Source organism: Paenibacillus sp. Y951, from assembly GCF_056786395.1.
In genome coordinates this window covers 94,252-109,537 of the sequence record NZ_JBXCIY010000004.1, presented here as the reverse complement: position 1 = coordinate 109,537, position 15,286 = coordinate 94,252, and the positions used below count along the sequence as shown (strand labels likewise).

Here is a 15,286-nt window from a genome sequence, read left to right as displayed (position 1 = left end):
AATGAAACTAAAAAGTAAAATTCATCTTTACTCGTCGATTTTGTTCGCTGCACTTCTTATTATTATGAATGCATCCATCTATGTTCTATTTAATTATATGTCGCTTAATAGCGAGATTGAGCAAGCAAAAACCGAAACAGCAGCGATTTCCCGCGGCTTACAGGACAATGCCGCAATGCCGCTCTCAGATTTGCTTCGTGCATATGCCCCGATTGATGGAATGCTGCAAATTGTTGTTCCAAACGGAGAGAGCTATCCACCTGTCACTTCACCATCGCAGACTGCGCTGAGCAATAAGCTACCTGTTTACTATGCGCAAAAAAAGTCTGAAATCATAAAGCATGATGGGAAAAGCTACGTGCTCATTTCTATGCCTGTTATTTGGCACAGTGGAGAAGTCGTTAATATTCAAACAACGGAAAGCTTGCAAGAAACGATAAGTACGCTGCGATCACTACGTTTTTTGCTCATTGGGGTTACACTGCTGGCGCTTATCCCTGTCATTATTTCTGGCCGGCTATTAGGTGAGCTAATTATGAAGCCGATCCGTTCCATGACAACTACGATGCGAGATATACAACAGAGCGGTCAATTTAAGCAGTTGACACTCGCAACGACTTCAAAGGACGAGCTTGTCGAGATGGGAGAGACATTCAATCGAATGATCGAATTGCTACAAAGCAACTTTGCCAAGCAGGAAAGCTTTGTATCGAATGCCTCACATGAATTGCGTACCCCGCTTACCGTTATAGAAAGCTATGCTAATTTGCTAAAAAGAAAAGGATTGGAGCGCCCCGATCTCTTCCTAGAATCGATCGAAGCTATTCATTCCGAAGCGATTCGCATGCGAGAAATGACAGAACAGCTGTTACTCCTTGCCAGAAATAACGAACAATGGATTATGAAAAAAGGAAAGCTTGATGCCGCGGAATTAACGAAAAATACTGCTGCTGCATTTCAAAATGCTTATAATCGCGATGTCTATGTAGAAGGAGATTCCACTCTTACCGTCTCCACAGATGAACAGCTGTTTAAGCAGTTATTGTATATTTTTTTGGACAATGCCCGCAAATATAGCGATGAACCGATTACACTTACATTAGGATCAACAGATATGAACGGCTGGATTCGTATTATGGATCGTGGAGTCGGCATACCGAAGCAGGAGCTCAATAAAGTATTTGACCGCTTCTATCGTATCGATCAAGCACGTAGCCGACAGAGCGGCGGTCTAGGACTCGGCTTGTCACTAGCCAAGCAAATTGCTGAAGCGCTTGGAGCTCATATCGAGATGGATAGTCTAGAGGGTGTCGGCACAACCGTGACCATAACGCTGGATAAATTATAACTGGGGTAAGCTCCAACTCTCATCAATTTCTCATTTTAATTGGTTATAATAACGAAAAATGCAATACGAGGTGATAACTATGAATCAACGATGGCGATGGATATTAGGCAGCAGTGTACTTGTAGTTGCCGTTATTGTCACGACGCTAACTTGGAAGCCTTGGGTTGGAAAAGCCGAACTGTTGACGCGGGAAGCGGCAGAAGTAGCTCTATTAGCCAAATATTCCGGAGTTATAAACAGCAATGTTAAATTGGGCGATGTATATCTCATGGAGCTCCAAACTGACCAAGGTCTATATGAAGTAGAGGTTGGTGCGTACAGCGGAGAAGTCGTTACACTCCAGCGGCTACAGGGATTAACGGAGGAAGATGATTCTTCTCTGGACCAAGACGGTACAGGGGAATCTACTACAGTGCCTACTGCGTCAGTAAAGCCAACTACTCCAGCTCCTTCACCGACACCAGTTGCTACTACAAAACCGTCCCCATCAAGCGTTCCAAGTAGCTCTAATGGGACAAGTAGAGAACAACTAACCTCAGATAAAGCTGGTAAACTTGCTGCTGCCCATATCAAAGGTGAAGTTGAAGATATTTCGTTAAAAACAGCCAAGGACGGAAAAAAATTTTATCTTGTCGAAATTGATGTCGACGATGACAGAGAAGCAGTCGTACAAGTAAATGCGATTTCTGGAGCCATTATGTCGGTTGTATGGGAAAAAGATGATGATGACGATGATAATGATAACGACGACAGCGATCAATAGCGAATTCTCATCAATTTCTAATGTTTCTCTCTCTTTCTTCTCATTATTGGGGTGTAAAGTAGTAACTGTACCTAATAAATATTCAAAGGAGTCGAATACAGATGAATAAACGAGTGAAAATTTTAGCTTTATCAGCTGCAGTATTGGTAGCAGGAGTAATTGGAGCAGGTGCAGTATCGACAAACGTATCAGCGGACAACAACAAAAAAATTAGTACAGAGCGGGCGCAGCAACTAGCACTTAAAGCCGTACAAGGTAAAGTGAAAAGCGTAGAGCTAGAGCACGATGACGGCTTCACCTACTATGACTTTGATATTATCAAAAACAAGCAAGAATACGATGTACACATCGATGCCTATACAGGCGAAACTTTAAAGGCCAAGATGGAAAACGAGCAGAAACCAGTCGGGCAACAAAAGCAAGCTAATGCAGCAGCAAACAACAACGCTAGCAAAACGATGATTACAGCTAAAGAAGCGGCTACAATCGCAGCTAACCACGTAAAAGGAACAGTACAAAGTACGGAGAAAGACACTGATGACGGTATTCGCTTATATGAAGTCGAGCTAACAACGAGTCGTGGTGAGGTTGAAGTAGACGTCCACGCTTACACAGGCAAAATATTATCTGTCGATTATGACGACGATGATGATGATGATGACCGTGATGACGACGACGATCATAACGACCGCGATGATGATGATGACGATCATGACCGCGACTAATAAAAAGTTCGAAATAATAGGGAGCCAGCGCAGCAATTAATTCTGCGCTGGCTCTTTGCGAAACAGCAATGCCGTAGAGTGCTTCGCACACCACAAGGAAAATAAGACGAACAATATGCCCCATACAAAAGCAGGGATATGCGTATATTTACTTAGATTTATCGCATCACCTGCTGCATCAGGGGTTAATAACGACATCAATAAGATCGTAAAAGAACTAAGCACCGATTCTACTAAACATATAAAAGCAATCAGCAAATAATAGCCGTTGCGCAGCCAAGCAGGCGCAGCTACATATACCAAAACGGTTACAGCAATAAACCCGCCGCTCCACATCATTCCATAACCATTTCGCACAAATAATAGCAGTCCAAACAACGCTAAAGCAGCAATAATAATTAAACCCGCCTTTACCTTGCGATGGGCGAATAACAAGAACAAAAAAACTGCAAACAGCGCTGACCCCATATAACCAGCCAACGAGATCGGAATTCCCTTCCACGTACTTGTATAGGAAGAGAGCGTCAAGCCGCTCTGATCACTGAACAGATGAATGTACATTACTTTTCCAGACAGCACTAAAGTAGCGATAGCATGCGAAAGCTCATGAATTAACGTATCTACATTACGAAAAAAGAATGAAAATGGGGTCAATCGAGTTAGGAACGCCGTCACAATTAAAACTACCGCCATTTTGAGCCATGAATACATCTTGTCCCTCCTCTAGTCTCTATATCCGGCGCATATATGCACGTACTGTAATTGGTGCAAAGATCGCTACAATGACAGCAGCCCAATGAGCGATATATATAGGTCGATACCTATGGTGCCAGATCTAGTCGGCGAGACATATTGACCAGTCACTTCAATCATACCATTAATTAAACCACCATTTCTCCATTGCTTATGATATAGTTCACATTGATGGTAATAAGGTAAATTTTTCACCAATTATTTGATAAGTAGGTGAGGATATAAAGATTTCAATAGAAAAAATAAGCAAAGAACAGGAAGAGGAAATCCTCATCAGATGCCATGAGGTAGACGACAAAATATCCGAAATAGTAAATAAACTGAACACAGAAAATCTCATTCTGCTCGGATTTCATCATGAGAGTGTCCATCGTATAAAGCTTAGTGATATTTATTATTTCGAAGCAGTTGACGGAAAGGTTTTTATTTACTGTAAAGACAAGGTTTTTGAGGTAAAACAAAAGCTTTATGAGCTAGAAGAATTATGCAAAGAAAAGAACTGTTTTCGTGCATCCAAATCAACTATTTTGAACATAGCTAAAATTTCATTTATTCATCCTTCAATAAGTGGCCGATTTGAAGCGGTGCTTGATAACGGGGAACGCGTTGTTATATCCAGGCAGTATGTTCCTGATCTTAAAAATATGTTGGGATTGTAAGAGGAGGATAATTATGAAGCTTACTGTATTTACAAAAGAGATTATTCAAGACTTCTTGACCATCTTTGCTTCAATAATCATTATCATTACTATTTTGCGACAATTTTTTTATCCCGATGTGGCATTTGATTTGAAGTCAATTTATATCATTATGGCATTTTCACTTTTAGGTGCATTAACGGGATTTATTTTGTATTCATCTCATGATCTAAGCGAGAAGAAAATGCGTGTACGAATTGTCATTCATTTTTTTGCTTTAGAGATTATATTGATTTCCCTTGCTCTTCTAATTGGTATTGTGAATAGTGCAACAAGCATACTCATTTTAGTGTTAGAAATAGCAGTAGTCTATGTCATAGTACGTCTACTGTCATGGCAAAATGATAAAAGAGAAACAAAAAAAATTAACGAAAAACTAAAGAATTTTAAAAGACAAAGCAATTGAGGTTAATCAATAAAAGAATAATGCAACTTATTCGCCTATAGATACAGCTTATTGATTTTCTATATACTTCCTTTCAGCAGTTTTTTATGATGAAGTCATAATAAATGATTAAGATTGGGAAGGAAGTATATTCTATGGGAATGTTAATATTTTTTATCGCTTTAATTATTGAGATTGCTTTTGCATTATATTGTATTGTAACGAAGAATAGCCATCAAAAAATAAGAAATTGGATCAGAATTGTTGTATTTATTACCTTTATAACATTCACGCTTTTATCAGTTATCGTTTGGAGTTTCCGCTGGATGTTGCTTGCAATACTGCTATTTATACTGGCGGTAATCGGAACTGTATCGCTTATCGGTAATAAAATACATACTAAACCATACAAACCCCATTACACTGTAAGGAAATTAATTATTATGATATTGGTGTTGATGCTCGCTCTTGCACCTGTACTCATATTTCCGCAGTATCAATCACCAAAAGTTACAGGTGAACATGAAGTCGCAACCGCTACTTACACCTACATTGACGAAAATCGTATTGAGACATTTACCGATACGGGAGAAAACAGATTTGTTAACGTGGAATTTTGGTACCCCAAACTTGTAGATGACACATACCCGCTTATAGTATTCTCACACGGGGCATACGGGATTAAGGCAAGCAATACCTCGACCTATACTGAGCTTGCAAGCCATGGTTATGTAGTCGTTTCAATCGATCATCCCTATCATTCCTTTTATACGGCTTCAGAAGATGGAACAACGGCTATGATCAATCCAGAATATTATCAAGAAGTCAGCAATGCCAACAAAGATGGTATTTACACAATCGAGGAAACCCATGGGCTCATTCAAAAATGGATGAAGCTGCGAACAGACGATATGAATTTTGTAATTGATACGATACTCAATAAATCCAAAAGCGACAATAACCCCATTTATCAACTTATCAATACAAATAAAATAGGTGTGTTTGGGCACTCCATGGGCGGCGCAGCTAGTATTGGGCTTGGCAGAGAGCGCGACGATATACAGGCAGTTGTCAATATTGATGGCCCGATGTTTAGCGAGCTTAATTATAATCATGAAATTGATGATTTAGTTGCAAGTGGCAACATCTACACGATCCCACTTCTTAATATTTATTCTGACGATGTTTGGGTACAGCTTGATAGTAGCTCCACTTATGCGGCAAACAAAGTAGCTGATAGAAACTTTTTAGAGGTATATACTGTTCATTTTCAAGGTGCAAAACATTTAAGTCTGACGGATTTACCTCTTTTTTCTCCTATACTTGCAAATATGCTACAAGGTGGAAAAGCAGATATTAATAAATATTACTCTATTGAAACTGAAAATCAGATTATTCTTAATTTCTTTAATTATGAATTAAAAGGTATCGGCAGTTTCACACCCAAAGAAACATATGGATTGAAATAAAATATTGCTTCAATACTACTTGTGAGTACGAAGAACTGTTTAGTAAGATATCGTATATGGCTTAAGTTCTATAGCCGCATCCGTGCGGCTAAATATACTTCTAGCTTCCGTCTCAAGATTCGCCAAATCCTCTAACATATATCGCGAACTAAAATGAGTAATAAATAGTCGTTGAGCTCCCGCAGCTTGCGCAATCTCTGCCGCTTGTAAAGCAGTGGAATGTCCGTACTCATGTGCCTTATCAACCAAATCATGAGCAAATGTTGCCTCGTGAATAAGTACATCCGCCCCTTTGCCGAGCTTCACAGCATTATCACAAGGCCTTGTATCGCCAAGTATAGTAATGATGCGACCAGGTAATGGCTCGCCAACTGCATCAACGGAACGAATTACACGCCCATCCTTCAAGGTTACATCGTTACCCGCCTTCAATTGCCCATAAATTGGACCCGGTGGTACACCCATCTCAGCAAGCCAATCGGCATTAAGTGCGCCCAGCCGCTCATGCTCAATCATTCGATATCCAAAGCTATCGACCCGATGATCCAGCTTCGCCGCCTCAACAGTTATGCGATCATCCTCGAATACGATACCTTCTGCAATTTCCATAATCTGCAACGGGTAGCTCAAGTGAGTTCCAGTTATCCGCAAATTCGTCTCTATAAGTTCACGCAATCCTGGCGGTCCATAAATATGTAACGATTCTGTACTGCCAAGCGATGAGCGACTACTCAATAAACCTGGGAGACCATAGACATGATCCCCGTGCAAGTGAGTAATAAACAATTTACTCATACGGGTAAGCTTCAAGGAAGTATGTAAAAGTTGGTGCTGGGTACCCTCTCCGCAGTCAAACATCCAAAACGATCCACTATTCTGGGATGTTCGTAGTGCTATAGATGTTACATTCCTTCCACGAACCGGCATACCTGCGCTTGTACCCAGAAACCAAAGCTCCATCCTGCACCTCCGCTAATTGTAGTCTAACTTGTATATTCTACCTTACATTATTTCGCTTCGTGCTAACCATTATACAATTTACCGTCTACTTCTAACGAAACGTTCTTTGCAATAGATAAGCTTAAAGCAAGCTAGATAATACTTGATACAATAATCCTTTAAATATTATATCGAGCAAACCAGCAATAACTACAACGACAATTATTAATACGATAATGAGTTTCTTATTCTTTCCCATAATCCACTTCAACAAGTTCGCCTCCTACTCGAAAAACAACATGATCATAAGTAGCTTAATTATATAATGATTGATGAAACATTTATATAACCATTCAAGCAATTTGGTCTATTCTCTCATCAACTCACGATCACCAAGTTGTATGGCATGCAGAAGTTTTTCTCTTAATTTATGGACGGTCTCAATATATTCAGGTGTTGGTCTATGTAAATTCACAATTTCAGCTAAAAGTTTTTCTTTCATCTAAAGTCCCCACCTTTGCATCATCCCTTAAGTTCGCATCTAGTTTATTGCTAACAAACATATTAAACACGATTATATATTGTTCTTCTACATAATATAATTTCCAGAAACTATTTTGTCATGTAAAATGATTAATAATAACATCTTATGGAATAGGGGAATGTTAAATGATAAAAAAAATTATATTAGCATCTGCAGCACTTATTCTTCTTGTTCAGCTTAATTTCGACAACTCAGCTTCAGCAGCCAAAACTTACGGAATTGTACAAGAATCAGCAGGAAGATCGTTCGTACCCATTCGCTATGCTGCTGAAACTTTTGGATTCCAAGTCAAATGGGACGGCACTAATAATAAAGTTCGAATTTCAAATAATACGGATAGCGTTGAACTTATCGTTGGTTCCACAATTGCTGTTGTGAACGGTGAACAACGCAACCTCGATGCCGCTCCTTTTAATTTATCAGGAACGGTCTATGTTCCTCTTCGCTTTATTGGAGAAGCACTTGGTGTCAAGGTAACTTGGCTTAAAGAAGGACCTGTTCTTATACAAAATGATACCGTTCAAACAGATATTGAAGCTGTTCCGTTACGTAGAGTTGAAAAAGCGTTGAATGAATCTGTACGGACAAGCAGTTCAAAAATAGCGACCTCTACCAAAACAATTAACGTTAACACAGTACATATTGACCTCTACCATCCAAAAGTTAGACTCGATGCGGTGTATGCCAACAATAAAATTGGTAATACGGAGTCTTTCAAGCAAATGGTCGAGCGCTCTAAAGCTTCGGTTGCTGTAAATGGTACGTTTTTCAATGCATATTCGGAAACTAGTACGAAGATCCCTTACGGATATATCGTGAAGGATGGAAAAGTAATTAATAAAGCTTCAGGGGATAAACGCTCTGTTTTTGTGTATACAACAAACGGTGAGGCACTTATCGCGGATGGTGAAAGTGAGTTGAAAAAGCTTCTTGATGAAGGTATTGTCGAAACTGCACTGCAGGCAGGTCCAAGACTTGTACGTAACAGTAAAGTGGAAACTGATCCCGTAGGCGAAGGGTTTAAAGACCCTAAAATTCTTACTAGCCGCGGTGCACGTAGTGCAATTGGCATTACATCGGATGGAAAAGTAATTATTGTAACCACATCTGCGGCATCGATTCCAGAGCTAGCAGAGGTAATGGTTAAACTTAAAGCAGTCGAAGCGATGAATTTAGACGGTGGCGCATCAAGTGCCTTATATGCGGGCGGCAAATATATAACACCCGCTGGCAGAGATTTAAGTAATGCACTTGTTATGGTTTTCGAAAAGTAATTAGGCCGATATTAAAAGAACAACTGAAGCTCCTTGTCTATGCTTGATTATTTTTGAGAAAATATTTTTTTATCAAAAAACACAAGAATGGCGAACAGGAACATAGCCAATAACAATATAGAAGCTGTCGAAATAAATGTTATCAATGTGAACGTGTTATCAACTTTTTTGTACAAAAGCATACTAAGCGGCATAAGTCCGCCGCCTATTAGACTGGTCCAAGCATGTAACTTTGCTGTCTTTCTCATACCGATCTCTTTAAATACATGATAAAAAATTCCATATGCAAACAACGTTAACCAACCGACAACTAGGATATGGGCGTGACCAGGAACCAATTCATAGTCTTCTCTTCCTGCCACATCAGATCCAATCAATGCGCCAATTAATGCATAAACTGCAGAGACGCGAATTAACCATTTACTGTATTTGTTCATTTCGTTTGCACTCCTCTTTTAACTTTTTAATATATGTGCTGTTTTGTCACACTACTTACCTTATCTTTCCCCTCCTCAAATGAATATTAGTGAGAACAATAGCATAACACATACTCTTGTAAATCAAAAAAAGTCACAACCAATGAATTGGTTGTGACTTTGCAATATTTAAGGCAAATTGTCCTACGGTTTCGCCCTACCTCTCGAAACAGTCACCACTCTTAAGCGGCTCCACTTACAAATCTGTACACGGAAAATTGTTCATTCATCTCTCAAGTGAGAGCGTATCATTCACCAAAAAAAGATCCAACAATTCTGTCCTGCCTTGATCTGTTAGATACATCCGGTTTCCCTTATTTACTAATTAAGGTCATCACTTTCGTAAACATCATTAACATAAAAATCTATAATTTCACTAAGATTATATCGTAATACTATTCGATATGATTTTCACAGCCGCACATTCATATATTTAAATAGTTGATTTTCATATTAATCGGAAGTTTTATGTAAGCATAGACTTATCATAAAACATACATAGACATATATAACAGCAAATTAAAATTATAACATATAAATCAAATTAAATCAACCTATTGATTCCTAATATCTGTAAATTGACACAGCGGAGCTGTATCCTCATCATTAACAAGGCGATTAATCGTTAATTTATACGTTTTGAGAGTTCCATCGTCGGCACGTAACTGTAACTTTCCATATTCAAGTTCTGGTAACGTAATTATTTTAAATTGTAGGTCCACCTCTAAGTACCTGATGTAGTGTTGCTTCTTTCGCAATATTATAATCAGCCAAAGTACGTCCATCCTCTAGCTGTTTGCCAGCAAATATTAATCGCATATCAAATGGATCGTTCCATATACGTACCCGAACATAATTTACGATCGAGCTGCTTCATATCGTTACCTCCATTACCCGAAAATTAGCTCCTTATACGGTTAGAAAAGGGCACGGTCTTTATCGTATCTACGGACAGCATAGTTCACCGTCAAGATCTTCGCAAATCCAAGTACAGATTGGAAAACACCTGCCGCACGTCGTCTCAACCATTCCAAATCTACTACTTCGTCATCTACTAGCAGAACGTTAATCTCCATCGCCATAAGTGCTCCTAATCTCCCATTACTTCTCGGATTTCCGCATTATTGACGGGTAAGATGATTTGAACTGTCGTTCCCGCTCCAAAGTGACTACCGATATGAATAACAAAATCATTACCGTATCTCAGCTTGATTCGTTCTTCCACGTTTCTTAGACCGTAACTGTCCGAATGAATCGCGCTTGACCGCATTTTCCGAAGTGTATCTGGCCGCATACCAATCCCGTTATCAATGACCTTGAGTTCAATACGGTCGCCAAGACGCTTTCCAGTAATACGGATCGCGATCGTCTCCCCGAACCAGGCATGCTTGAATATATTCTCAACAAATGGCTGTAAAATCAGCTTAATGATGGGGATATGTAAAATTTCCGGATCAATATCATAATAAACTCTAAAGGCATCCGCATACTTTACCCTCTGGATTTCAAGATACATCCTCACCTGCTCCAACTCTTTTTCGAGAGAGATATAGACACGCCCTTCGTTCATCGTGACGATCCGTATCCACTTGAAGAAACAAGCTGTCTTTGTTATTCGTAATGATCGACTTGAACCATTCCTTGTTTTCGATAGCTTGATGAGAAAGAATATAATAATCGCTTCTACCAATAGGCAGCGACATATCGTCACCAGTAATTTCAAGCATCGACTCATTAACAGTATAGAGCGTGTTGAGAAACAGCGAATCAGTCATCCGTTTAATTTCATCCGTCTGGTACTCGATATTATTCCTTGTCTGCTGCAATGCCGTACGGATACTCGTTTCCGCCATCTCAGTCCTAGATTGGATAAGCATCGTATATGCTATATAGCCTACCAACAGATCTGTTAGCAATACTAGAATGAGATATGGAATCATCATCTTATACGTGAACGGAATATACTTTTCACTAGATAAGAACCTCTCCATACACATGCTCCTTTATGCCGTGTCACGACGATACCACTTTTTCAATCTATTCTATAACGAAAGGAAAACGGTTACAATTGTTTCTTGAAATTAACAAAACAGCACTGCCCTCAATAATGCTAGGGCAGTGCTGTTTATAAAATACTATTTATTGTACGTTCATATAACGATTATACGCATCAGTACGAATTTTCATTAATTGTTCCAATCCCATGTTATTAAGCTGCTTAATGTAATCATCCCAACCTTCATCTTCGTCCATTTCCGTCTGAAGTTTTTCGGGCTGAACCGGTATAACACACAAATTTGCTTCATTCAAATTGTTAGTTCGGCAAATTTTCGTCTCTTGGTCCAAGCCAACTTCCCCCGGTGCAAAGTGGAAAAATTGTTTGAACGTATGCTCTTGTTTACAAGTAAAACTATCTACTAACACCCAGCAATATGGCTTAATAAATAGTATTCTCCGCACTCTAAAGTTTGAATTGTTGAATCAATCCATTTAATTTTCCAGCTAATTGTGCAAGTTGATTGGAACTATCGGCTACCTCATCCATTGAACTACTAATTTGTTGAGATGAAGCAGAGGTTTGTTCAACACCCGCAGCTGACTCCTCTGAAATAGCGGCAATTTCAGAAATCGATTGACTCATTGTTTCACTATTTGAAGCGATATTTGAAAGGTTCTCAGATACTATTTTAATTCTATCCGCCATTCCAGATACAGCCGAGCTAATTTCAGCAAAAGTTTCCTGCGTAGTTTGAATTTGGCTCGTTCCCTGCTTAACCTCTTTATAGCCTTCTTGTAATGATTCCGTAACTATACTGGATTCATTTTGTATACCAGCTACTATACTTGTAATATCAGTTACAGATGCAGACACTTGTTCCGCAAGCTTTCTAACCTCATCTGCTACTACGGCAAATCCCCTACCATGCTCACCTGCCCTTGCAGCCTCGATGGCCGCATTTAATGCCAGTAGATTCGTTTGGCTTGCAATTTCATGAATAACCAAAACCAATTTTGAAATCTCTTGTGACTTCATATCTAATCCTTGCACCATTTGAACTGCATCTTGTACAATTCGATCAATTTTTCCCATCTGATTGTTCGAAGACTCCATTAATTTACTGCCTTCACGAGTCATTATTTGTACTTCACTGGAGGCTTGGTCAATACGTTCACCATTTTCATTAGCTTCTTGAACTACTGTAGAGAATGTTCCCATAACTGCAGCTAAGCCACTTGCATTTGTAGCCTGTGATTCTGTACCAATCGCCAATTCTTGCATAGTAATTGCGATTTGCTGTGAACCTAAATTCACTTCATCTGCTGATTGCGTTAACTCTTCACTTTGAGTTGTTATTGAACTGGAAACAAAGTTTATTTCTCTCAATAACTCATGAACATTACTGCTCATTTGGTTTGTTGCAGCAACAAGATGACCTACTTCGTCCTGTGACTTCGTTACTAGAGGTTCATGACTTAAATCACCGTTCGCAATTAACTTCATTCGCTCCATAACCTTAATTAAAGGAGTTGTAATAAGCTTAGAACTAATTAGTGCTGTAGCTAGACTAAGTAGTATAACCAATATCGTTATGATCGTTGTAAAAATTAATGTTGATTCCCCGTTTGCGACAATGAGGCGCTCGATCTCATTAATTGAATCCCGACGTTCTGCAGCAATCTTCTCATAACCAGCCATTAGTTCGCGGATCATCGGATCTTTTTCTGCTAGATTTCTTCGAGCTAGCTCTACATTTCCTTTGTCGTATTCAGCGAATACATTTTCTGCAACATATGTTCTCCATACAACTGTCTGTTCAATAAGCTTGTCAAATTCCTCGGATGCACCTATCCCTCTAGCTACTTCCTCAAAACGTTTTCCCTGTTCAGTGTACTCGTCAAATCTTTCTTTATAATCACCACCATATAGTACATAACCGCGAGCCGTTGAGATTCGATTCGCAAGAGTCGTCGTCATACCTTCATTAGCAATTAAAAGTGGCAGCTCTTTCTCTACAATATTTTTAGCTTCCTTATTACTTCTGTCGACAACCAAAAAAGTATAAACCCCAAAAATAACGACCAATGCAATAACTAAAGAAAATCCAAATAACATTTTCGATCTTATACTTTTAAAATTAAATAATTTCACTTTAATAATCCTCTCTTTCGATTAATATGTATTTTTTAAAACAAAAAAAAGCAATACCCCCTCCGCTGTTGCAGAGAGGTTCATTACTCTACCATTCGTATTTACGTATGGATTTCAAATATTATAGAACATTTGAATCTTATAATCAAATCGTTATTGTGAGCCTCTTCAGTTTTGTTGCTGCTTGACATGCTTTAGTTTTTCGAATAGCACTAGATCGTATGACTGGACACAAAAAAACCGTTCTATCCAGAAAAACCCCGGAAATAGAACGGCTTCTATGTAAAAATCAACTTGTTTCATATGAATTCGATATTGATTTATTCAGCTGCTAGCATCAATTTCTCCAACTCAAGAGGTGCAATGTATACTCCGTCCTTGTAAGCTCTCATATTGCCACCAGAAATTTCATCGATAAGAACAACCTGCCCATCCTTATTGATGCGACCAAATTCTAATTTAATATCATAAAGCTCGATGCCTTTCTTGCCAAGCTCGTCCTTCACAATTTCACTAATTTTCTTCGTCAATTGCTCAAGATCAGCATACTCCTCTGCTGACAATATACCTAGCATCTCAAGAGCAGACGCACTGATTGGTGGATCCAGGCGATCATCATCCTTTAACGTCACTTCTACAAAAGCATCCAATGCTTGACCTTCTTGTGCATACAAGCCGTAGCGACGAAGGAAACTTCCTACCGCACGATAACGACAGATTACTTCAAGTCCTTTTCCAAATACAGTGGCAGGTGCCACAGTCATTGTTGCTTCATTAATATCTGCATCTATGTAGTGAGTCGGAATATTTGCTGCTTTCAATTTCTCGAAAAAGAACTTCGTTAAGCTTAGTCCCGCACGCCCAGAACCTTCCATAACTAAACCAATTGTGTTAGCACCTGGATCGAACACACCATTCTCTCCCGTTACATCATCTTTAAACTTCAATAGGTAATCCCCATTTTCCAGCGCATATACATCCTTTGTCTTACCAGTATAAATAAGTTTCATCATATTGACTCCTTCTGCAAATAAATTAGGTTCATCTAGTTTTTTACATTATAACATACTGTAAATACCTTTATTTATCTTTAATCAATGCCTTAAAGGTTTTTAATTTATGCTGGACTCGCCGATACATCATATAATCGAATAGATTTGCTATGCATACAATACCAAGCACTGTCCATAATATTGGCATGAATTCTCCTTGATTCTCCATTTGACTACCTGTAATTATAACTAAGAATAACATGATTAAAGTGGTAATAATTAATGCAATGAGGTTGTTTATAAAGAAGTACATTTTGGAGTTTGCGATGTGAATTGGGAGTATTACTGTTAGCCATTCCGTTATAAAACCAATGATGAAACCTATACTTCCACTAGCTAATACCGTCATGATTTTATATGCGAAAAGCACATCTGTATCGTTGTAAAACTGTAGTAGAATACCTATAAAGAGACCCAAAAAAAATGACTTTATTATATTTTCCAAATGAATTTTATCCATTGTGGCTCTCCTATATTTTGAGTGTGTTGCGAAGCTTTTTTGAGTACATTTTTGACACTTCTAACTCAACGTTATTATCCATTCTAAGTACATATCTAGAGTTGAACCAAGGAATAATTTCTTTAACGTGCAGCAGATTAACGAGTTGTGATTTATTGATTCGTATAAATCCTTTTACACCCCATAATGTCTATTTGGTATTTGGCTAATTCTTGTTTCATTTTTTCATACACTTTATTTGAACACAATA

22 protein-coding genes and 1 pseudogene are annotated in these 15,286 nt (G+C 38.7%); 7 read left to right on the top strand and 16 right to left on the bottom strand.

Annotation, left to right across the window (positions count from 1 at the left end):
- The first annotated feature begins 1 nt into the window (after position 1).
- The 3 genes from AC1TPB_RS07325 to AC1TPB_RS07315 all read left to right on the top strand — a co-directional run bounded on the left by AC1TPB_RS07325 (position 2) and on the right by AC1TPB_RS07315 (position 2,836).
- Positions 2-1,348, top strand: a complete 1,347-nt coding sequence (locus AC1TPB_RS07325; protein WP_482075883.1) for a sensor histidine kinase — start codon at positions 2-4, stop codon at positions 1,346-1,348.
- 79 nt (positions 1,349-1,427) lie between these two features.
- Positions 1,428-2,111 carry a PepSY domain-containing protein gene (locus AC1TPB_RS07320; RefSeq protein ID WP_482075882.1) on the top strand — a complete coding sequence of 228 codons (684 nt, stop codon included), beginning with the start codon at positions 1,428-1,430 and terminating at the stop codon, positions 2,109-2,111.
- A gap of 101 nt (positions 2,112-2,212) precedes the next feature.
- On the top strand, positions 2,213-2,836 hold the full coding sequence (locus tag AC1TPB_RS07315) for a PepSY domain-containing protein (protein WP_482075881.1): 624 nt from the start codon (positions 2,213-2,215) through the stop codon (positions 2,834-2,836).
- A gap of 36 nt (positions 2,837-2,872) precedes the next feature.
- Here AC1TPB_RS07315 and AC1TPB_RS07310 read toward each other — a convergent pair whose 3' ends face one another.
- Both AC1TPB_RS07310 and AC1TPB_RS07305 read right to left on the bottom strand, forming a co-directional pair.
- Complete coding sequence (locus AC1TPB_RS07310) at positions 2,873-3,547, bottom strand: M50 family metallopeptidase (protein WP_482075880.1); 675 nt, start codon at positions 3,545-3,547, stop codon at positions 2,873-2,875.
- Between the two features lie 19 nt (positions 3,548-3,566).
- A pseudogene (locus AC1TPB_RS07305) lies at positions 3,567-3,676 on the bottom strand (ABC transporter permease); the annotation flags it as partial.
- Positions 3,677-3,810: 134 nt separating this feature from the next.
- On the opposite strand from AC1TPB_RS07305, the gene AC1TPB_RS07300 reads away from it, so the two are divergent.
- The 3 genes from AC1TPB_RS07300 (at position 3,811) to AC1TPB_RS07290 (ending at position 6,141) form a co-directional block, all read left to right on the top strand.
- On the top strand, positions 3,811-4,248 hold the full coding sequence (locus AC1TPB_RS07300; protein WP_482076075.1) for a LytTR family DNA-binding domain-containing protein: 438 nt from the start codon (positions 3,811-3,813) through the stop codon (positions 4,246-4,248).
- 13 nt (positions 4,249-4,261) lie between these two features.
- Positions 4,262-4,693, top strand: a complete 432-nt coding sequence (locus AC1TPB_RS07295; RefSeq protein ID WP_482075879.1) for a DUF3021 family protein — start codon at positions 4,262-4,264, stop codon at positions 4,691-4,693.
- Between the two features lie 134 nt (positions 4,694-4,827).
- On the top strand, positions 4,828-6,141 hold the full coding sequence (locus AC1TPB_RS07290) for an alpha/beta hydrolase family protein (RefSeq protein WP_482075878.1): 1,314 nt from the start codon (positions 4,828-4,830) through the stop codon (positions 6,139-6,141).
- Between the two features lie 39 nt (positions 6,142-6,180).
- Here AC1TPB_RS07290 and rnz read toward each other — a convergent pair whose 3' ends face one another.
- The 3 genes from rnz to AC1TPB_RS07275 form a co-directional block, all read right to left on the bottom strand.
- Entirely contained in the window at positions 6,181-7,101 is a 921-nt protein-coding gene (gene rnz, locus AC1TPB_RS07285) for a ribonuclease Z (protein ID WP_482075877.1), read from the bottom strand.
- 121 nt (positions 7,102-7,222) lie between these two features.
- On the bottom strand, positions 7,223-7,351 hold the full coding sequence (locus AC1TPB_RS07280) for a hypothetical protein (RefSeq protein WP_482075876.1): 129 nt from the start codon (positions 7,349-7,351) through the stop codon (positions 7,223-7,225).
- Between the two features lie 96 nt (positions 7,352-7,447).
- Positions 7,448-7,582 carry a hypothetical protein gene (locus AC1TPB_RS07275; protein ID WP_482075875.1) on the bottom strand — a complete coding sequence of 45 codons (135 nt, stop codon included), beginning with the start codon at positions 7,580-7,582 and terminating at the stop codon, positions 7,448-7,450.
- A gap of 167 nt (positions 7,583-7,749) precedes the next feature.
- Here AC1TPB_RS07275 and AC1TPB_RS07270 point away from each other — a divergent pair, with 167 nt between their 5' ends.
- Complete coding sequence (locus AC1TPB_RS07270; RefSeq protein ID WP_482075874.1) at positions 7,750-8,898, top strand: phosphodiester glycosidase family protein; 1,149 nt, start codon at positions 7,750-7,752, stop codon at positions 8,896-8,898.
- 47 nt (positions 8,899-8,945) lie between these two features.
- Here the strand turns inward: AC1TPB_RS07270 and AC1TPB_RS07265 are convergent, their stop codons facing one another.
- The 11 genes from AC1TPB_RS07265 to AC1TPB_RS07215 all read right to left on the bottom strand — a co-directional run bounded on the left by AC1TPB_RS07265 (position 8,946) and on the right by AC1TPB_RS07215 (position 15,202).
- Complete coding sequence (locus AC1TPB_RS07265; RefSeq protein WP_482075873.1) at positions 8,946-9,335, bottom strand: hypothetical protein; 390 nt, start codon at positions 9,333-9,335, stop codon at positions 8,946-8,948.
- 593 nt (positions 9,336-9,928) lie between these two features.
- Complete coding sequence (locus AC1TPB_RS07260) at positions 9,929-10,096, bottom strand: hypothetical protein (protein WP_482075872.1); 168 nt, start codon at positions 10,094-10,096, stop codon at positions 9,929-9,931.
- Positions 10,080-10,193 (bottom strand): ubiquitin-like protein, encoded by a 114-nt coding sequence (locus AC1TPB_RS07255; RefSeq protein ID WP_482075871.1) that lies wholly within the window; start codon positions 10,191-10,193, stop codon positions 10,080-10,082. Before AC1TPB_RS07255 ends, AC1TPB_RS07260 begins: the two co-directional genes overlap by 17 nt.
- Before the next feature lie 98 nt (positions 10,194-10,291).
- Complete coding sequence (locus tag AC1TPB_RS07250; RefSeq protein WP_482075870.1) at positions 10,292-10,450, bottom strand: hypothetical protein; 159 nt, start codon at positions 10,448-10,450, stop codon at positions 10,292-10,294.
- 14 nt (positions 10,451-10,464) lie between these two features.
- Positions 10,465-10,890 (bottom strand): sensor histidine kinase, encoded by a 426-nt coding sequence (locus AC1TPB_RS07245; protein WP_482075869.1) that lies wholly within the window; start codon positions 10,888-10,890, stop codon positions 10,465-10,467.
- Positions 10,880-11,365, bottom strand: a complete 486-nt coding sequence (locus tag AC1TPB_RS07240) for a hypothetical protein (protein ID WP_482075868.1) — start codon at positions 11,363-11,365, stop codon at positions 10,880-10,882. The genes AC1TPB_RS07245 and AC1TPB_RS07240 overlap by 11 nt, the downstream gene beginning before the upstream one ends.
- Positions 11,366-11,513: 148 nt before the next feature.
- On the bottom strand, positions 11,514-11,798 hold the full coding sequence (locus tag AC1TPB_RS07235) for a hypothetical protein (protein WP_482075867.1): 285 nt from the start codon (positions 11,796-11,798) through the stop codon (positions 11,514-11,516).
- Positions 11,799-11,835: 37 nt separating this feature from the next.
- Complete coding sequence (locus AC1TPB_RS07230) at positions 11,836-13,524, bottom strand: methyl-accepting chemotaxis protein (RefSeq protein WP_482075866.1); 1,689 nt, start codon at positions 13,522-13,524, stop codon at positions 11,836-11,838.
- 320 nt (positions 13,525-13,844) lie between these two features.
- Entirely contained in the window at positions 13,845-14,534 is a 690-nt protein-coding gene (locus AC1TPB_RS07225; RefSeq protein ID WP_482076074.1) for a phosphoribosylaminoimidazolesuccinocarboxamide synthase, read from the bottom strand.
- A 70-nt stretch (positions 14,535-14,604) separates the two neighbouring features.
- On the bottom strand, positions 14,605-15,036 hold the full coding sequence (locus AC1TPB_RS07220) for a hypothetical protein (RefSeq protein WP_482075865.1): 432 nt from the start codon (positions 15,034-15,036) through the stop codon (positions 14,605-14,607).
- Between the two features lie 10 nt (positions 15,037-15,046).
- Positions 15,047-15,202, bottom strand: a complete 156-nt coding sequence (locus AC1TPB_RS07215; protein WP_482076073.1) for a LytTR family DNA-binding domain-containing protein — start codon at positions 15,200-15,202, stop codon at positions 15,047-15,049.
- Between the last annotated feature and the right edge of the window lie 84 nt (positions 15,203-15,286).